Annotated in this window: 15 protein-coding genes; 7 read left to right on the forward strand and 8 right to left on the reverse strand. The window is 39.5% G+C overall.

Annotated elements, in window-relative coordinates; genetic code table 11:
* Positions 1 to 187: 187 nt before the first annotated feature.
* From H6G69_RS21230 to H6G69_RS21240, 3 genes are all read right to left on the reverse strand, one after another.
* Entirely contained in the window at positions 188 to 604 is a 417-nt protein-coding gene (locus H6G69_RS21230) for a hypothetical protein (protein ID WP_190691099.1), read from the reverse strand.
* 45 nt (positions 605 to 649) lie between these two features.
* On the reverse strand, positions 650 to 1,843 hold the full coding sequence (gene xerC / locus H6G69_RS21235; protein ID WP_190691100.1) for a tyrosine recombinase XerC: 1,194 nt from the start codon (positions 1,841 to 1,843) through the stop codon (positions 650 to 652).
* A gap of 241 nt (positions 1,844 to 2,084) precedes the next feature.
* Complete coding sequence (locus H6G69_RS21240) at positions 2,085 to 2,951, reverse strand: phosphate/phosphite/phosphonate ABC transporter substrate-binding protein (protein WP_190691101.1); 867 nt, start codon at positions 2,949 to 2,951, stop codon at positions 2,085 to 2,087.
* Between the two features lie 89 nt (positions 2,952 to 3,040).
* On the opposite strand from H6G69_RS21240, the gene H6G69_RS21245 reads away from it, so the two are divergent.
* Positions 3,041 to 3,940 (forward strand): DUF3365 domain-containing protein, encoded by a 900-nt coding sequence (locus H6G69_RS21245; RefSeq protein ID WP_190691102.1) that lies wholly within the window; start codon positions 3,041 to 3,043, stop codon positions 3,938 to 3,940.
* A gap of 19 nt (positions 3,941 to 3,959) precedes the next feature.
* On the opposite strand, the gene H6G69_RS21250 is transcribed toward H6G69_RS21245, so the two are convergent.
* On the reverse strand, positions 3,960 to 5,318 hold the full coding sequence (locus tag H6G69_RS21250) for a serine/threonine-protein kinase (protein WP_190691103.1): 1,359 nt from the start codon (positions 5,316 to 5,318) through the stop codon (positions 3,960 to 3,962).
* A gap of 172 nt (positions 5,319 to 5,490) precedes the next feature.
* Between H6G69_RS21250 and gatB the strand changes: the two genes are divergently transcribed.
* The 4 genes from gatB (at position 5,491) to H6G69_RS21270 (ending at position 11,596) form a co-directional block, all read left to right on the forward strand.
* Positions 5,491 to 6,966: an Asp-tRNA(Asn)/Glu-tRNA(Gln) amidotransferase subunit GatB gene (gene gatB / locus H6G69_RS21255; protein WP_190691104.1), complete on the forward strand. Its 1,476-nt coding sequence runs from the start codon at positions 5,491 to 5,493 to the stop codon at positions 6,964 to 6,966.
* Between the two features lie 710 nt (positions 6,967 to 7,676).
* Positions 7,677 to 9,428, forward strand: a complete 1,752-nt coding sequence (locus H6G69_RS21260; RefSeq protein WP_190691105.1) for a serine/threonine-protein kinase — start codon at positions 7,677 to 7,679, stop codon at positions 9,426 to 9,428.
* A 446-nt stretch (positions 9,429 to 9,874) separates the two neighbouring features.
* Positions 9,875 to 10,972 carry an RRXRR domain-containing protein gene (locus tag H6G69_RS21265; RefSeq protein WP_190691106.1) on the forward strand — a complete coding sequence of 366 codons (1,098 nt, stop codon included), beginning with the start codon at positions 9,875 to 9,877 and terminating at the stop codon, positions 10,970 to 10,972.
* Positions 10,973 to 11,032: 60 nt separating this feature from the next.
* Entirely contained in the window at positions 11,033 to 11,596 is a 564-nt protein-coding gene (locus tag H6G69_RS21270) for a pentapeptide repeat-containing protein (protein ID WP_190691107.1), read from the forward strand.
* A gap of 77 nt (positions 11,597 to 11,673) precedes the next feature.
* Here the strand turns inward: H6G69_RS21270 and H6G69_RS21275 are convergent, their stop codons facing one another.
* On the reverse strand, positions 11,674 to 13,143 hold the full coding sequence (locus H6G69_RS21275; RefSeq protein ID WP_190691108.1) for an amidohydrolase family protein: 1,470 nt from the start codon (positions 13,141 to 13,143) through the stop codon (positions 11,674 to 11,676).
* Positions 13,144 to 13,278: 135 nt separating this feature from the next.
* On the opposite strand from H6G69_RS21275, the gene H6G69_RS21280 reads away from it, so the two are divergent.
* Positions 13,279 to 14,073 carry an aspartyl/asparaginyl beta-hydroxylase domain-containing protein gene (locus H6G69_RS21280; protein WP_190691109.1) on the forward strand — a complete coding sequence of 265 codons (795 nt, stop codon included), beginning with the start codon at positions 13,279 to 13,281 and terminating at the stop codon, positions 14,071 to 14,073.
* Between the two features lie 74 nt (positions 14,074 to 14,147).
* On the opposite strand, the gene H6G69_RS21285 is transcribed toward H6G69_RS21280, so the two are convergent.
* The 3 genes from H6G69_RS21285 to H6G69_RS21295 all read right to left on the reverse strand — a co-directional run bounded on the left by H6G69_RS21285 (position 14,148) and on the right by H6G69_RS21295 (position 16,544).
* Positions 14,148 to 15,125 (reverse strand): DUF4437 domain-containing protein, encoded by a 978-nt coding sequence (locus tag H6G69_RS21285; protein WP_190691110.1) that lies wholly within the window; start codon positions 15,123 to 15,125, stop codon positions 14,148 to 14,150.
* A 161-nt stretch (positions 15,126 to 15,286) separates the two neighbouring features.
* Complete coding sequence (locus H6G69_RS21290) at positions 15,287 to 15,748, reverse strand: cupin domain-containing protein (RefSeq protein WP_190691111.1); 462 nt, start codon at positions 15,746 to 15,748, stop codon at positions 15,287 to 15,289.
* Positions 15,735 to 16,544: a cysteine hydrolase family protein gene (locus tag H6G69_RS21295; RefSeq protein ID WP_190691112.1), complete on the reverse strand. Its 810-nt coding sequence runs from the start codon at positions 16,542 to 16,544 to the stop codon at positions 15,735 to 15,737. The genes H6G69_RS21290 and H6G69_RS21295 overlap by 14 nt, the downstream gene beginning before the upstream one ends.
* Positions 16,545 to 17,251: 707 nt before the next feature.
* Here H6G69_RS21295 and H6G69_RS21300 point away from each other — a divergent pair.
* Positions 17,252 to 18,943 (forward strand): tyrosinase family protein, encoded by a 1,692-nt coding sequence (locus H6G69_RS21300; protein WP_190691113.1) that lies wholly within the window; start codon positions 17,252 to 17,254, stop codon positions 18,941 to 18,943.
* The last annotated feature ends 272 nt before the right edge of the window (positions 18,944 to 19,215 follow it).

Below are 19,215 nucleotides of genomic sequence, written 5' to 3' on the forward strand. Positions count from 1 at the left end.
GGTTTCATGATTTAGTAAGTGACGTGCAAGCTAAGAAAAGCTATGGTGAAGTTAGTAATTATCTAGTTTAGGAACTAAAACAATAATTTGTTCTGAATATATTAATGAAGTATTTGGCTATAAGGGTCAACATTAAAGTAGCGTTGACCCTTAGTGTTATCCCCAGTGTAGAGGCTTCTAAACCTTGCTATGGCTGCATTTCAGAGCAAGGTTCCACACTTGTCAGTGTGTTAGGTGCAAAATAAAAAATTACATTTTGCATACCACCTTTAGTGTGCATTTTTTTCTCTTTACGCTCAATCAGTCCTTTTGTGCGTAGTTGTTCTAAGTTACGTCTAACTGTTTCTTTATTGCTACTAAACGTGGTTCCTAGCTGTTCTAATGTGTATTCACGTCCTGCTTGATCTTCAAGAAAACCTAGTAATTTGTCTTTTAGAGATTTGGGAGTGTTGTCTGGTTCCCCAAAACTACCTTGATGCTTCCAAGAATAATCATCTGTATCTAAATTAATTAGATGTTTTCCAGTACAACCTGAACGAGACTTTCCTATTTCTAATACCCGTTGTGTATTAGATAAAGTTTCATGTTGTTCACCCTTACGCAATCGCCATACTTCAGATACATTGTTGCAAATTGCTGTTGTACCTCTTTAAATCTCCGGTAACTGAGCATTATTGTTGATAATGTCATCATCTGGACTCCAGTAATGCTGGTTAATCATTTCTTCTGAAGTTTCCATTAATGCTGCTACTGTAGCTATATCGACACCTTGACGGAGATAATGAGTAATACTCGTGTTTCTAAGATTGTAAGTAGGTAAGTATTGCTTTACCTTACCTTCGCTAACTAAATTTTCTACAATTCTCTTGGTATACCTCCGTGTAAAGTTTCTTAAGTTAATGTAGCCATCTTTTTGTGATGGGAAGACTAATTTACTAGGAATGATAGAAATATAGGTTGAGCGTCGCTCTAATAACTCTCTAATTTGTGGTGTAATAGGGAAGATTCGCGCTTTTTTGTTTTTAGTAGTTTTTAACACACCACAGGAATATGCTTTATCAAAGACAATTACTTTATCTTTGATAGAATCCCAAGTTAATGCGATCGCATCTTCAGGGCGGCAACCAGTTATAAACAGGAATTCAACGAAATCAGCATACCAGCTATCTTTGAAAGCTGATTTAATGTTGCAGTACCAATCACCTCTAAACGCTTGAATGATAGCGTTAACCTCTTCTCGTGAGTATGCTTTTTTTGTTCTAACGCTTTGAGGTTTATCAGGTAATTGCTGTTTCAGTCTTCGCCAAGGGTTCAGGCTAATTAATCCAGTCTCAAATGCCCAACTACTACAAGCTTGTATATCGTTAATGATGCGTTCAAGTGTAGTACCAGAATAGGTTTTGAGTAATTCTGGTATCAACAACCGAGCATTTTCTGAGTTAAGCATCTCTGGTGATACTTTTGCCAAGCATCTATCAATCTGTGACCATTTCTCTTTTTGAGTAGTTTCAGCTACACTTAGTCGTTTAGCTACCTTGTATTGTCCCCATAAATCTTTGAGGTTTCGCGCAACATCTTTATTTATTGAAACAACGTTATCAGGCTGTTTAACCTTTGGTTGATATTTTTCTAACGTGGGGTCAAAGTAGCCAGCAAGGATATCTGTTTTGATTTGACTAGCGATTCTATTGGCGTTTGAGATCGCTAGTTTGTCGCTGTATTTACCACCAGGAGAGACTGAGTATTGCTTCCCTTGGTATTGAAACCTAATGATGATTCCGCCATTGTTGTTGCGTGGGGTAATCTTAGGAACTCTAGATGATGGCTTTCCAGTCTCGTACATTCTCTAAGTTGCATAGTTCTTGCATAACCCAACTATGCGACTTGCTCAAAGGCTTGATAATCGGTTGTTTCACACACCCTTGGTAAGGGTGAGGTCACGAGTTCAATCCTCGTCACGGGCTTTGATGTATATGAGTTTATATTCACTCAAAATTTTTAAAACATCCTCTAAGGCTGACATTTAATTTTTATTGTATCTGGATGTTCTAAACTCTACTTTGATGTCATATCTATCAACACAGCTAAATTGTTTTATCAAATAACTGTACAGGTGTTTTTTTTAGGTTATTAGTCAGTAATTGGACTCTTTCAACTACACTAATCATATATTTGTAATCTGGTATGGTTGCATTGGGTATATATCCAGCTTCTTGAGTTACTTCTGAAGGAAAGTCACTCATAATTTTGCGAATGTATTCTTGACGTTTGCTTTCTACATTTGAGCCAATTAAAACTACGCCAGGCGGAACATAATGCGGATCTGTATAAAGGATGCGAAGTTGAGTATCTTGGATAGTTGATGTGTAAAGGTTGTATTCCTCAATTGAAACAGCACCAGCATCTACTTGTCCTTGAGCTACTAATTCCAACACTGTGTGAGGTATGGGTGCAGAGATAACTTGCGCCAATGTTAATCCATAAAGATTATAAAGTGGAAAATAATAACCTGTAGCTGAACCTAATTCTCCTAAGGCTACTTTTTTACCTTGTAAATTTCTGAGATTTTGGATGGGACTATCCTGACGGCTAACTAATATAGAACGTAAATTATTCACGCCGACTAAGGGGAAAATAGGAATATATTGATAACGTGCGATCGCAATAGCCGCTATACCTGGTGGTGCAAATACTAATGACCAAGCGCGAGATTCTAAACGCTCAATAGCTTTATTTTCGTTAAAAGTTGGTTCTAAACTAATTCTGGCTTTGGTTTTTTCTGCTAAGTAGCGGTTAAATCTAGCATACTGATTAATGATTTGTGTTCCTCCACCATAATCGATCACACCAATAGTTAATCCGCCTGCCGGCGTTTTTTGTGATTTACAGCTATGAACTATTAATAAAAGCAATTGGCCGATAACAAAACGACGTGATAATTTCTTAAGCATTCTGATTTTAATTACAGGGATTATACTTGCTTTTCTCGGTAAAATTAGCTAGAGTTAATTAATATAAAAAAGTATTAAAAAATAAATTAATGTTAAAAAACTTAAAAATTGGTACGAAGTTTACGCTACTTCTAACTATAGTTTTTATCATCAGTATTATAGTAACTGGCACTGCATTATCTAGTGTACTCCAGCATCGAGCGCAAATAGAAGTAACTGCTAAAGCTTCTATTCTGATTAAAACGATGAGTTCTGTAAGAAAGTACACACAAGATAAAGTGAGAAATCTACTATTGTCGAGGCTAGAAACAGAACCATTATTTATACCCGAAACAGTACCTGCCTACTCTGCTACAGAGGTATTTGCTAATTTACGTAAAAATGAAGAATATCAGAATTTTTTCTACAAAGAAGCTACTTTAAATCCTACGAATTTACGTGATAAAGCTGATAGTTATGAAGCAAAAATTGTAGAGCGATTTCGCCAAAATCCTGCTCTTAAACAAATTGCAGATTTTCGGAGTTTACCAGAAGGGACAGTATTTTATATTGCGCGACCATTAGCTGTGACAGAGCAAAGCTGTCTGCAATGTCATTCCACACCGGATAAAGCACCTAAAAGTCAGTTGCGAACTTATGGTTCAGAAAATGGTTTTGGTTGGAACCTGAATGAAATTGTGGCGGCGCAGATAGTATCTGTTCCTTCTGAGGAAATATTTGACAGCGCACACAGAGCTTGGCTGCTAATTATGGCATTTTTAGTGACTATCTTTGCCATCATAGTTATTTTAATTAACTTCTTAATTAAGAAAACCATCATTCAACGCATTAAAAAAATTGAAAAAATTTCCCAAAAAGTTAGCGTTGGAGATATGAGTGCAGAGTTTGAGGAAAATGCCCATGATGAAATTGGTAGTTTAGCAGCTGCCTTCAACCGGATGAAATATAGTTTAATGATAGCTATGAACATCTTGGATAAACAAAATTAGTGCATATTCAAAGGTTAATTTAACTAATTAAACGTTGCTGAAATTGCTTGGCTAGCTGTACATCTGGAATTTCCGCAGCTAAAGTTTTGATAAATTCCTCGCGCGAAGTTGTTATGTCAACAGATTTAATTGTTTTTTGAACTAATAAACGAGCAATTGGGCCAATTATACCTAATAGTTCTTGCTCACATTGATTGATAAAACGGTCATCAATATCTAAATTGATGACTGGCTGAACATTTTGTGATGAAGGTTGAGGGTAATTTTGTTTTTCAAGTAGTAATATTGCCGCTTCTTTAAACTGTGTTTTTTGTGTTTCGACTACATGAATCGCTAAATTATCGATTAATTCTTGATGAGTTTGTGCAGATGAAGCTCTTCTTAATAATGTTTTAGCTATTGGGCCGACAAATGTTGAAAATAAATTTTCCAGTGCGTTATATTTTTCTCGGGAAAGAATTGAATTATTGATGTTTGCTGGTTCTTTTTGAGTTTGTGAAATCTGAGGTGGTTGGGTTAAATGTAAGGATATTGAAGTATTTTGATTTTCTGATGTAAAAGTAAATTGCTGTTGTAATACTTGTAAAATTTCTGTTGCTGTTTGATAGCGTTCTTTGAAGTTATTTAACACCATCTTGGATAAGATATTTGCTAGCTCTGGACTAATTTGGGTGCGATTTTGCCATAAAATTTCTCCAGTATGAGGGTCATCTTCTAATTCTCGGGGATTTAAACCTGTAAGTGCTTGAATAGCAACAATACCCAAAGAATAAATATCGCTATTGGTGCGTGGTTTACCTCTGACTTGTTCTAGAGACATATAACCAGGAGTACCAACAGCAACAGTGATTTCTGTTAACTTGGGGCTAATCATTTGTGTTTGAACTTCTTTGACTGCACCAAAGTCAATTAGGACTAATTTATTATCTTGCAGTCTTCTTATAATGTTGTCTGGTTTGATATCTCGGTGAATGACATTATGAAGGTGAATAAATTTTAAAATATCTAAGATTTGTTGTAAAAGTAAGATAACTTTACTTTCTGACCAAGGTTGTCCTGGTGGCATTTCTACTTTCAAAGAATGGCCTTCTATAAACTCTTGTACTAAAAAGAATTCTCGGTTTTCTTCAAAGTATGCTAACAGTCGGGGGATTTGATCGTGATGGCCAAGTTTTTCTAATGTTTCTGCTTCAGAGGTAAATAGTCGTCTAGCTGTTTCCATAAATTCGGGGTTATGGGTGACAGGCTGAAAGTGCTTGACGACACATTTAGGATAACCAGGACGATGGGTATCTAGGGCTATGTAAGTTTGACCAAATCCACCTCCACCCAAGATTTGACGAATTTGATAACGCCCGGCTAATACAGTTCCTAACATTGCATGAGTTGTCCAAGCTTACCTACATCTTGACACAACTACAAAAGTTGACCATCCCCTCCGGGGCGGGGTGTTGGGTGTGGGGGAATAAATAGCCCCGTGAGTGTATGGGTTGGGAAGAGGCGGGGCTAAAATAGTAATCTACGTGTAAATTGCTTGAACTTTAGATATTATGACTTCTGCTACTCGAGTCAAAACTGAGTACGAAGCGATTATTGGTTTAGAAACCCATTGTCAGCTCAGTACAAATACAAAAATTTTCTCTTCTAGTTCTACGGCATTCGGCGCTGAACCAAATACTAACATTGACCCGGTATGTATGGGATTACCTGGGGTTTTACCTGTACTTAACCAAAAAGTTCTAGAGTACGCTGTCAAAGCCGGTTTAGCGTTGAATTGCCAAATTGCTAAATATAGTAAATTTGACCGTAAACAGTATTTTTATCCTGATTTGCCGAAGAATTACCAAATTTCTCAATATGATCTACCGATTGCTGAACATGGTTGGTTAGAAATTGAGTTGGTAGATGCTGATAGTAATCCTGTGCGTAAACGCATTGGGATTACCCGTCTGCATATGGAAGAAGATGCAGGAAAGTTAGTTCATGCAGGTAGCGATCGCTTGTCTGGTTCGAGCTACTCTTTGGTAGACTACAACCGTGCAGGTGTGCCATTAGTGGAAATTGTCTCGGAACCAGATATCCGTTCTGGGCAAGAAGCCGCCGAATATGCCCAAGAATTACGCCGGATTTTGCGCTATCTCGGTGTGAGTGATGGCAATATGCAGGAAGGATCGTTGCGTTGCGATGTGAATATTTCCGTGCGTCCTGTGGGACAAAAAGAATTTGGCACGAAGGTAGAAATTAAAAATATGAACTCCTTCAACGCCATTCAACGGGCGATTGAATACGAAATTGAACGCCAAATCGCTGCTGTGGAAGCAGGGGAACGCATTATTCAAGAAACGCGGCTGTGGGAAGAAGGTTCGCAACGCACAATTAGTATGCGGACTAAGGAAGGTTCTAGCGATTATCGCTATTTCCCGGAACCAGATTTAGCCCCCATTGAAGTATCTGATACGCAATTAGAAAACTGGCGCAGTGAATTACCAGAACTACCCGCACACAAACGTCATCGTTATGAAACGGAGTTGGGGCTTTCAGCTTATGATACGCGAGTTTTAACAGAAGAACGTGTAGTAGGTGAGTATTTTGAAAGTGCGATCGCAGCTGGGGCTAATCCCAAAGCCGCAGCTAACTGGATTACCCAAGATATCGCCGCTTACCTCAACAAGCAAAAATTGAGCATTACCCAAATTGGCTTAACTGCAGTTAACTTGGCTGATGTGATTACTCGCATTGAAAAAGGCAAAATCAGCAACGCCCAAGCTAAAGAAAAATTGCCTGATTTACTCCAAGGCGTACCTCCAGAAAAAGCCTTTGCGGGACAAGAGTTAATCACCGACCCCAGCGTCCTCGAACCAATTGTTGATGAAGTTATCGCGGCTAACCCCAAAGAACTAGAAAAATATCGTAGCGGTAACACCAATCTCAAAGGTTTCTTTGTAGGACAAGTTCTGAAAAAGACCAGCAAACGCGCTGATCCTAAATTAACTAACGAACTAGTCGAGAAAAAGCTCAATTCCTAATTTGAGTGAAGTAGATTCACTTAACACTTAACAGGGAATAGGGAGAAGGAAACAGGTTAGTAAGGGTTTTAAGTCTCTACTATACATAGTTCCTATTACCCATTCCCTCTTTCCCATTGCCGGGAACAAAGTCAGTAAAGTTACCGTCTTCACACAATTTTTTATTTCTAAGTAGTCTAAGGGAAATTTCTTAACAATATTTATACAAAAAAACAAATAATGGGTGATACTCCTCAGGGCAAAAATGATATGCTGTGTTAAGTAGATGCACCCTGATGATCTGGAGAGCTGCCCAAGTGGCTCTCCTTTTTCACTAGAAATTGACATTTGTCTATTATTTCAACCCACTGTCATAGAATCACTACTGACATTTTGCCGACTTAAGCGCGTTTTCCTCATCCTAAAATTCTTGCGGGGCAAGGAACTTGTTATTTATTCTTGCCAATTACTAATTGAAATTAGGTGTAAAAAAATACATTATTTATCCGCCGAAATCCTGAATTTTGCGGTTTCATACATCAGCTATCAGGATTTTACCCAGAGTGATTAGATAAAATTTTTAACTGTCAAACTGTCAACAGTTCTAAACTCTGTTCGCATAAACATAAAATAGAAGTTGCTATTTGTTCAAACATCCGTAAGACTTATGCTCAAATACTGGCAACTACCATTTTGATGAGCAGCTTAATAAAAATCAACAGTTAAACTAGATGCACGGTAACTTAGCGGTTCACTGCATAAATCCTACTTGTCAACGTCCTTATCCCCAACCTTGGGGAAACAAGTTTTGTAACAGTTGTGGCGCATTGCTACAACTGTTAGACCGCTATGTGCCACTCCAACCCTTAGGGTCTGGTGGTTTTGCTCAAATTTACACAGTTTGGGACGAGAAGACCCAAAGCGAAAAAGTTTTAAAAGTATTGGTGGAAGATTCCCCCAAAGCCCTAGAGTTATTTACACAAGAAGCGGCTGTTTTAATTAGTTTGCAGCATCCTGGCGTGCCGAAAGTCGAGGCTGATGGTTTTTTTCAGGTAACTTTGTCTAGTCCCAAACAACGCCAGTTAGCTTGCTTGGTGATGGAAAAAATTAATGGGCCGACTCTGGATGAGATGTTGGATAACTATCCTCAAGGATGTCCAGAAAACTTGGTGCTGAGTTGGTTTACGCAAGCTGTCAAAATTTTACAAGAACTGCATAAATGCCAAATTATTCACCGCGATATCAAACCGTCTAATTTAATGTTGCGGATACCAGCCTCAACTGCGCCACCAAGCCAAGCCAAAACAGGTTGGGAACAGCTAGTATTGATTGATTTTGGCGGAGCAAAACAATTTAATTCCGCAACACTCAAACGTGAGTCGAGTTCAACGCGTTTATTTTCGTCTGGTTACAGTCCACCAGAACAGGTAACTGGGGGTAATGTGGGGCCGGCGGCTGATTTTTACGCTCTTGGTCGCACAATGATTGAATTGCTGACGGGTAAGTATCCGCCAGAATTGGAAGATGTACAAACAGGAGAACTTCGTTGGCGCAACCAAGTCAATGTAAACCCCCAGTTTGCTGATTTGCTGGATGAGATGGTGCAGGAAGATGTGCGATCGCGTCCTGCAAATGCAGTTATAATTCTCAAACGCTTGACTAAGATTAGCCGTTCTCATCAGCCAGGTTTGTTTAACCAACTCAAAAACTCAGCCAATCAAACTTCCACCCAAGCCAGCAATCAGTTATCCTTATTCATCCAAACGATAGAGCGCACTTTAGCTGATGGTTTGCAAGCTTTGGGTAAGGTGGTTTTGTTTGTGGCGAAAGCCTTGCTCAAGATGATTCAAGCCTGTTTAGCCACAATTTGGGCCATGTTGTTATCGGCTCTGGGGGCTTGTATTGGGACAATTTTTGGTTTCTTTTTGGCATACCGCACCATTTTAGGCGATCGCATCGTTCAATTAATCTGGAGTCAGCTACCAGAAATTGTGCCTAATGTGCAAACTAACATTGGTGCAAATTTGGTATTATTTGCGATCGCAGGCTTAGGAACTGCTTGGGGACTCACAACCTCTGGGTGTTTTGGGCAAAGACGACGATTTTTAGTCGCCTCAGTTATGGGTATTATTAGTTACAGTTTTGGCTGGCTATGTTGGGAAGTAATGTCGCCAAAAGATAGCAGTGACGGCTTAGTAGCGATGATCACTATCTCAGTGTTTTTACTATCTCTTGGTTTTAAATTTCGCAGTCATCACTTAGCCTATGCCTTAGTTGCTGCCTTCGGTACTGCCAGTATTTTTTCCGGCTTATTTATTTTAGGCTTTCCCACTACATTATTTAATTTTTCGCAACAGCCACCTTGGTCAGAACTAGGCTTACCCTTGGCTTTATTTAGCGTTGTGGGAATTTTGATGAGTTTTTGGTTAGGCATTAGCCATTATCTCATCGTTCCAGGATTGCGCTTTTTAGGATGGCGTTAAGTAAATATACTCTAAATCAAAATCCCCCTAGCTACTTGATTCTTCTAGCTAGGGGGATCGCATATGTGGTAGTCTATAGTGAGTTCTGTATATTTCCTTACGAATCGATTTTAAAACCTAATTCTAGTTTTGGGTAGTCCCAAAATTATAATTTATACTATTTTTATCGCTTCTTCATCACCACTTCATTGCTAGGATTTGCGGAACAAGCTGTATATGTGTATATCTTAAGTTTCACTGACCCCGCCCTAAAAGTGCGGGGATTGGAATAACCAGTTATTCCGATGCAAGAAGTGAATAGCCCATTGAGACACAATCTGGTACACACTTCCGAATGTTTCGCTAGTTCGGACTATCTGTAAGCTTGATTGGTTAAGCGTTAGGTAAAGCTAAGACATCTTGATTGTGTTGGGCAAAGCGACTAAAACAATTTTGGGTTATACCAAATGCAACGAGTACCTGTAGTAGACAATTTGCACCAAGCACTAATGCCCACAACACCTGCAAGGGCTAGGAAGTGGGTAGAGTCGGGTAAAGCAGTAAAGCGTTGGTCAGATTGCGGACAGTTTTATGTGCAACTGACCGGTGAACCATCTGGACGCAATACCCAAGATATTGTTATTGGGATTGACCCTGGCAAACTTTATTCTGGAATTGGCGTTCAGTCAGCCAAATTCACTCTGTATACAGCACATTTGATTTTGCCGTTTCAAATAGTGCGTGACCGCATGGACGCAAGGCGATTAATGCGTCGTGGTCGTAGGGGCAGAAGAATTAATCGTAAGGTCATTTTTTCTAAACGCGCACATCGCCAAAAACGGTTTTCCAACCGAAGACAAGGTAAATTAGCTCCGTCAATCCGCGCCAATCGTCAACTAGAACTCAGAATTGTTTCTGAGCTTTGTAAAATCTACCCAGTCTCAGAAATTCGTTACGAGTACGTTAGGGCAGATGTAGACCTCACTAGTGGACGCAAAAAAGCCAGAAGTGGTAAAGGTTTTTCTGCGGTCATGGTTGGACAAAAGTGGATGTTAAAACAGCTAGAACAGCTTGTCCCAGTTGTTAAGGTTGAAGGCTATCAAACTGCATCAACTCGCAAACACTTAGGATTAGCCAAAAATAAAACTGATAAATCCAAGCTAGAGTTTAATACTCATGCTGTCGATGGCGTGGCTATTGCAGCAACAGCTTTTGTTGAGTATCGTCAGTACCACACAATCAAGGTTGATGGTGGCAATTGGTTTAGTAGTGTCGCAATTACGCCTGCGGTGTTTAGAGTAATTCGCCGTCCCCCTTACTCTCGTCGCCAGTTGCATTTAATGGTTCCAGTCAGGGGTGGAGTGCGCCGTAAATATGGCGGATCTACAACTCGTTATGGTGTTCGTAAAAGTGATTTAGTTAACTCCCCAAAAGGGATTGGCTATGTGTCCGGCGACACCGAAAAACAAGTATCTGTCAGCAACGCTAACTGGAAACGGTTAGGGCAGATCGCTTCTTGCAAAGTACGGTTAATTCGTCGTTCTAACGGGTTAATTGTTGCTTAGAAGTCTTTGTAAAGCCGCCCTCCGTGTTGCTAAGGGCGGGGTTTAAAACCCATTTCTCTGATGAAACACAAGATTGTCAGCCTTGTTGCTCTAATAGTTTGTGCGGGGTTCACAGAAACAGCCTTTGCCCTGAATCAGCAAGACCTAGAACAATTAAAAACATCTGGTGCTTGTCCTAGATGCGAACTCAGCGGAGCCGACTTGAGTCAATTTAACTTAACTAATGTCAACTTGCGCGGAGCTAACTTAAAAGGAGCAAATTTCACTCAGTCAAACCTCACCAACGCCGACTTAACAGGCGCAAATCTCGAAAATGCCGTGTTGCAATCTACCAACCTCACTAACGCCTCTTTAACAGGCTCAAACTTAAAATCAGCATCCCTCCAAAATGCAGATTTGTCCTTTACAGGGTTAATTGGAGCCAATTTAGAAGCTACTAATCTACAAGGTGCTAATTTGCAGTTCACCAATTTTCGCGGAGCGAACTTCCGCCTCACCACTTTATCAGTCGGGAGTATCACCTCAGATAAACCCTATTGGTGGTCGCCACAACGTCTAATTCCCAAACAATGTAATAAATTTCAAGTCGGAACTACGTATGGTACAACTTGCTATACAGAATAAATAGTTATTCATCCAAGATTAGGGTGGCAAGTATTTGCCCATCCTACTAAACTCAGGAAATTTATCTGGGAATACTTTTAATTTCTTTTGACATAGCGTCCAGTCGGTGAACCTAAAACCTGGCCATTGTGATAAATCAAATTTCCCCGCAAAAACGTACTCTTTACCCTTCCGGTTAACTCCATACCCGCAAAAGGTGTATAGCCTTGCTGTGACTCTGATTCAGCCGCATTAACCACAAAGCTTTCATCGGGATCTACTAACACCAAATCCGCATCATAACCAACAGCCACATCACCTTTTGTCTGCAAACCAAAACGCCGTGATGGGTTCCAAGACAACAACCTAGCCATCTGATTGTAAGACATACCCCGCTTACTACCTTCGCTCATCACACCCGAAAGTAAATATTCTGTACCACCAAAACCAGACTTCGCCAACCAAATATTATTCGGGTCTTCTGCATTGCGTTTTTGTTCAGCAGAACAGCAAGCATGATCGCTTACTATCCAATCTACTTGATGATTGAGTACAGCTTGCCATAAATATTCCACATCAGCGCGGGGACGAATCGGTGGGTTCACCTTAGCCCAAGTACCATTAGGTGTATCAACATCTAATAGTAAATGCCCCACAGTGACTTCTTTGCGAAAATTGATATGAGGAAAAGCAATTTGCATAGTTAAAGCAGCTTCCATTGCTTTGCGGGAACTCAGATGCAGCAAATTGATATTTGCACAGTTAGTTTCCTGCGCCAAATAAGCAGCGATGCAAATAGCTAACCCCTCAGAATGGGGAGGACGCGCCGCACTATAAGCACTCAGTCCACTCAGGCTAATATCGTTTTCGACTATTTTGGTGTAGGCGTTGAGAATTTCTGCAACTTCGCAATGTAAGCTCAAGCTAATAGTGTCTTGGGCACTGGGATATTGTGCCATTAAGCGAGTGATGCCACGCATGATAAATTCAAAATGAGCAAAGTCGTAGCGTTCCTCTTTATTGATCATCAAAAATAAATTTTGTTTGTCTGACAAACCATGCAGACCATAACCACCATAAAACATAAAAATTTTAAATGAGCTAATCCCATATTCTTCATACAAGAGGGGGATTTCGGCGATGTGTTGACTCGCTATAGGTGCAACGTGATAGCTATAATCAACAAAAAAATTACCTGCAGATAAACTCAATACTTCAGGAAAAAAATCGCGGTAAGAACCACCTTTATTTAGATAATATTGTCCTGTGCGAATGTAGTTGAGACTTGTGGTTACTCCTCCCATTGCAGCAGCTTTACTTTCAGTCCTTGCATCTTGATCAAGGGGTTGATAAATTCCAATATGCATATGAGCATCCACAACCCCAGGAAATCCCAGGAAATTTTTAGCATCGAATACTTCTATAGCTTGGTTTGCGCTAATATGAGGAGCAATTTCCGCAAATTTTCCATCCTTAATGCCTACATCAGTTAATTCGACAGCATCATGATGAGGTCGAACTAGGCGCACATTTTTGATAATTTTATCTAATAAAGGAGATTCAGACACAGTAGACTTCACACTAAAATAATGACAATAGATTAAGTTAAGGTATAACTAGGAATTTCCACATAGTAACGGAACTCCAGCAATAACCCATAATTATGTAACAGTTTTTTATTCAATTATCTCTAGGATAAAAAAATGGCAAATTTTAATGAGTATCATCTCAACCCCGAAGAATTTTATTTTCTCAAAAGTATTCAAGATGAATGGCAAGTAATTAGAGATGAGTTTACCAAATTTCGGCAGCACTCATCGTCAGCCGAGTTAAAGTTTGCTTACGATGTTTTAGGGCCTAAAAGTAAAACTATTAAAACCAAAGGCGATTCCAAATATAGTGCTTTTGGAATTTTATTTCAAGGTTTATTTATTGAAGAATATATTCAATTACATCAAATCCAATATCCAGATTATCCAACAGAAGCAGCATCAGCACAAGCTCGGGCTTTTAGGAATAAATATTTTCCCAATTTAGCTAATGCTATAGAGAAAGTAAATTTTAGTCATGATGCTATTTTGAGAAACGTTTATTTTGGTACGTTTCATCCAGGTTTAGATATTAAGCTTCATGTCAACTATAACCCGCACATGAATCGCGGTTATTTAGGTTTAATTGTGCCAGAGGGTGATGTGGCAATGAAAATTTGTCATGAAAAACTTTATTGGCATGAAGGCAAGTTTTTGATTTTAGATCATAGTTATCCCCATTGTCCGCACAATTACACTAATTATGATCGAACTGTTTTGGTTGTAGACTTTTTTAAACCAGATAAACCTAGAGACGAAGTAATCAGTTTTGAACAAGAACAAGTTGCACAGCGAATGCAAGACAATCCTTACAGTTTAGGTGTATTTGGTAAGAGTGATAAAGCAAGTGTAGATGATTTTATTAAGTATGGTTTAGCTCATCAATTAGAGTGGGATAAGGCTTTATAAATTCATCTTGTACACAAAAAACAGATGCCGATTTTTTGAATGAATCAGCATCTGTTAGCACAAAAATTTAATCATCACTTTTGTTGATTAAGTGCAGCTTGCAGACGGTTTTCATCCTGTTGAGTAATGTCTGGGTTATGTAACATCCAATAACAATCTAGGCGGTCATTAGTTCTAAATAAAAGTAGCGCACCACTTTCTGTCCAGAATGGGCCATGTGGTATGTGTGCTGGTCGCCAATAATAACCATCTTTGCACATTGCGGCATAGCGTCTATTAAATGGATCGTCACTCATCGACCAATGTCCTAGTACATCACCGCTGATGACATAGGCTTCTTCGGTGGTGGGATGTCCAGCGTAGAAGTTACCTTCAATCCACATAGGTACTAAGCCAAGTATCCATGTAGCACGTCCGGTTTTTTTATTGGTATACAAACTTTTACGCGCTGAACCTGGGGGTAGAAATGTTGTGCTTTCCCATTTCATGGCGTGGAGTTCTTGCAAAGGGACGTATTCAGTCATCCGTGGATGGGTCTGCATATTTGGATGATATACAGAGTTTTCGGGGATTTGCTCTAGAGTAGCGTAGTCTTGTGTAATGTATGTGGGGGTAGCATCTGGCATCCACAAAAGTATGGTATCTTCTTCGGTTTTCCAAGGGCCTGTAGGTATGCCAGCCGGGATGAAGGAGTAACTGAGGTTGCGGAGTTTAAACCCACCTTGGTAGAGTGTACCTGTTAGGACAAAAATTTCTACGTCGGTGGTGAAGTGACCAATAGGTGCGTTCCAGCCTTGTTTGAGGATGACTCTTTGGGTAGATTCTCCGGTACTTTCGTTAGTTGATAGTACTTGAGTTGTGCCATGTTCGGCACTGACGAAGTTTTTGATTTCAAAAGGTATTTGGGGAAAGCTGACAACAGAGAGCAGTGATGCTTCTGTTTCGATATGTTTGCGCCCTGTTGAGGTTTTTGTATTGTTTTTTGGGTATGAGAGGTTCACATTGTTGGGGGATGAATATGAACTTTTATTGTCTTCGTATGCTTGAACCATATTGATTGGTGAGAAAAATTTGCTTAAATGGAAAGACTGATCAGGAGTTTTGGCACAGTTAAATACAAAAGGTAATTATTGGGCTTTTAACTCTATTACTTGTTGTATGTGTCAGTATAGCTAAAGCGATCGCTTCACCTCTGCAACCTTAATTTATAGCGTTATCTGGAATAAGGCATGAAAGTATCCCATCGGCTAAAGACTGCCATATCTTCGGTATCTAATTCTACGGGTGTGCCACTGCGAATTAATTCCGAAAAGTCTTCATTGGGAACCATAATTGTCAGTGTATACAAGCGACCAGAACCTGTATTTTTAATTAAATGTGTACCTGTAGGCGGTACTAATAAACTATCTCCGGCTTTAATTGCCACTTTTTTACCATCACAAATTGCGATGCCTTCGCCTTTGAGGATGAAAAACATTTCCACTGCCCACTGATGGCGGTTGGGTGGTGTTTGTCCACCTACGTCAAAGATTTCTATGCAGCAAGTTAAAGAAGTGTTAGCGTTGGTGGAATCAAAGATAATGGCTAACCGATTCGTATCATTAGGATTGATGCGGTATGCTTGATAATCTTTGGGAGATTTAATCACAGGAATTACGCAACTAGTAGAGTGCATTTTCTGAATCTCCTGCTGTTAGTTCTGGGTGATTGAAAGCTGTGAAAAGTGCTTGAGAGTCGGTGACAAAGCCAAAACATTGTTTGACGTTGTATAAAGTTGCCAACCAACAATAATCGGGAGAAGTAGTCGCGGTACAATCTTTAATTAAGATGCAGTCATAGCCTAAAAAATTGGCATCACAAAGTGTAGTTAATACACATTGATCAGCATTCACACCAGCAAAAAATATTGTAGTTACTCCTAGATTCCGCAAGATACTATCTAAGGGTGTGTCCCAAAAGCCACTCATGCGGTATTTATCAATTTGGATGTCTTCGCTTAAGGGTGATAGTTCATCAACTACGGCAGCAGCCCAACTACCCACTGTCAGTACTTTAGCACCGTTTTTGGGTAAGGGATCGCCTAAGCCCACACCATCGCCTGTCGGGTTGTAGACGTGACGTGAAGCCGCACTGATGTTGAGTAAGTCGGGGCGATTACCCCAATTTACCCAAATTATAGGTACTTGAAAATGGCGCAGTTTGGGCAGTAAATTTTGTAACGGTTCAATGGGTTGACGTGCAGGGGTAATATCCACGCCGATATGCGCCAACCAGCCATCAGGATGACAAAAGTCGTTTTGCATATCAATCACGAGGATTGCGGCTTTTGCCAGGTCAAGGCGCAGGGTTTTAGTTTCGGTTGTTAAGATAACGGGTTGTGGGATTTTGGGAGAACGGGTAATATCTGCGATCGCATTATCTACCATCCAAGCATTTGGTACAACTCCCAAAGTCCGCAGTGGCTGATTCATAATTGCAAAACCCAACACCTTTTTCTATTTTGTAACTTGAAAACCAGTAGAGCGTTCAATTACTTAATCAAGGTTTAAATCGTGAAGTTTACTATTCAACAAGCTAAATCAACGCTAAATTAGGACTTTCAGCCCTTCAATCTACTTTTGTGACTCATCCGCTACTTAAAAAGTATACTTTTTACCTGGTTTTTTGGCGATCGCACATTCATCTTTGCTTAAGTTAGGCGATCGTATTTATACATAATATTTCTTAATATATATCGGTATATTTTTTTACAAAAATACTTTATTTATATCTTGCAACTATCTTTAGGTGGGTGTTAAACTGTCGCTGTTATGCTATTGACATCATTTTTGAATTTTGACATATCCCTAGTTGATAAATTACTAGATCAAGATTGATAGCTATTTTTGAGAGATAAAAGTCTCTAAAACAGACTTGCTCTGTCAAAATAGTTGATTGCTCAGTCAATAGGTTTTGGCATAACTTACGTCATAGAGATATAGAAAAAACAAAATTGTGAACCACTGTACATCTGTGGTGTGCAATTTTGTTGGGGAAATGTCAGCTATCTAAAAGCAAAATATTTATCCACCAAGAGTCTGCTAACGCATTTCCTAAGCAAAAGGAGTAACGTAAGTAGAAAAATTTTGCTTGCTCTAATCAAGCCCAATAACTCAACAAAATTATTTAGAGGAAAAATATGAACCTCTTTAAACGGCTGCCTATTTCTGGGGTTTTTTTGAGTAGAAATTTACTCAAAAACCTTCTTAAATTTTTAGGACCCATTCTGATGTGCACCATCTTAGCTTTCGGGATGGTAATTACTCCAGCTGAAGCTTCAACAATTTACGTTCGGAAGAACGCTCACTCACCAGAAGCTAAAAAGGATCTTGAATCACTGAAAATTGCCTTTGAAAAGATGCGTGCGATGGACTGTACCAATCCGCTGAGTTGGTATTACCAAGGAGCAATTCATTGGCTTCCGACAAAGCCTGAAGAGATAGTTGGTTTAACAAGTAATCCGCTATGTTCTTCTTACACTCAAAGCAATCCCGGTTTTCAAATAGCTTGGAACAACTGTACCCATATCGAGAACAGTACAACATCTGGACGCAACTTTTTAGTTTGGCACCGATTCTACCTTTATCATTTTGAAAATATTGTGCGTGTGCTTTCCGGAAATAAAGATTTTGCCCTACCTTACTGGAGATATATCAGTTTAGATTCTTTGCCATCAAAAACAGTGCCGGAAAATAAGATATTTCTAACTATGCCGAAAGCCTTCATAGAACCTGCTATTCTCTATAAGAAAGATCAGAACGAACAATTTGTAGGCAATAGTCTTTATGAGGATGGACGATCTGAGAGATTGCTAAACGGCGAAGAGATTGACCAAAAGTTTTTAGAAATGCAGCTATACAAGGGAGTGGAGGATCTCAGAAACAAAAGGGAATTTGTTGATTTTAATACTTTAATCGAATTGAATCCCCACATAATTATGCATCCATATATTGGCGGATTGGATTTTCAGACTCCCGATATCAGATTTTATCCTCCCAAAAACGGCTTCAATAAGATATATAATTCTCAGAAGAATACAGGCTTAGTGACTGAGATTCCCAGTGCTGGTTTTGATCCAATATTTTGGCTTCACCACGGTAACATTGATCGCTTATGGGCTCAGTGGACTACTGAGGAAGGGAAGCTCGTTACTTTGGCTGACTTACAGGCAGATAATGAAAACCATTGGCAATACAAATTTTTTGACGCTGTAGTAAAGCATGATGGCACAATTGAATCAAAAGAAGTTACATACACCTTAGAGAAAGTAATTGAAAAGGTTTATGACTTGGGCTATAAGTATGATGACACGCCTATAGTTAATGATGACACGCCTATCGTTAAACTCTCATCAGAACAGCCATCTATTTCTGCCAAGAAGTTTGCTTCACGAGAAATAAACAAGGTTGTTGATAGCGAGCATCCTCTTAAAGTAGAGGTAAATCTCACATCTCAGAAGTTAACAGAATTTAGACTTTTGGATCAGATCAACCCAAATTCACCAGATTTCAACGGCTATACATTAAAAATTGATGTTACTTATACTGGTAGACCCTACAGCACTTACGATGTGTATCTAGACCTACCTAATGATGAGTCTAAGAGTGACATAAATACCTTCTTTGTTGGCACAATTGCCTTCCTTGTGTCGCCAACTGCTGAACCAGTCACCAAGAATTTTGAATTCGACATTACAGACGAATTAATCCAACAGGCTCGTAAAAGGATTCTGGAAAGGAATAGTAAAAATGTTAGCCTTTTGATTCAAAAGGCAAGCGGTGACGATAACGAATCATTAAACGTTGAACGTATTGCGCTTTACGAAAAATAATATATAGCAATGATTAAATGACTCAAGCTTATCCGAAGTAACCCAACAAAGTATGCGTGAATGTTGGGTTCCGTTCCTCCACCCAACCTACACCTCAATACGGTTCAGTTAAGAGAATAGTAGCGACTGTCTTGAATGTCAAGCGATCATGAACAAAAAAGAGGTGGTAGAAACATTGACGCAACTGAGGATCGCTGCGCTAGATTCGGCGGTGTCTGGCACGGGCGACAAGGCTTGTAACTATGTAGTCTAGATAGTCAAAGCCCGCGCCA

The organism is Nostoc sp. FACHB-110, assembly GCF_014697425.1.
Lineage (GTDB): Bacteria > Cyanobacteriota > Cyanobacteriia > Cyanobacteriales > Nostocaceae > Nostoc_B.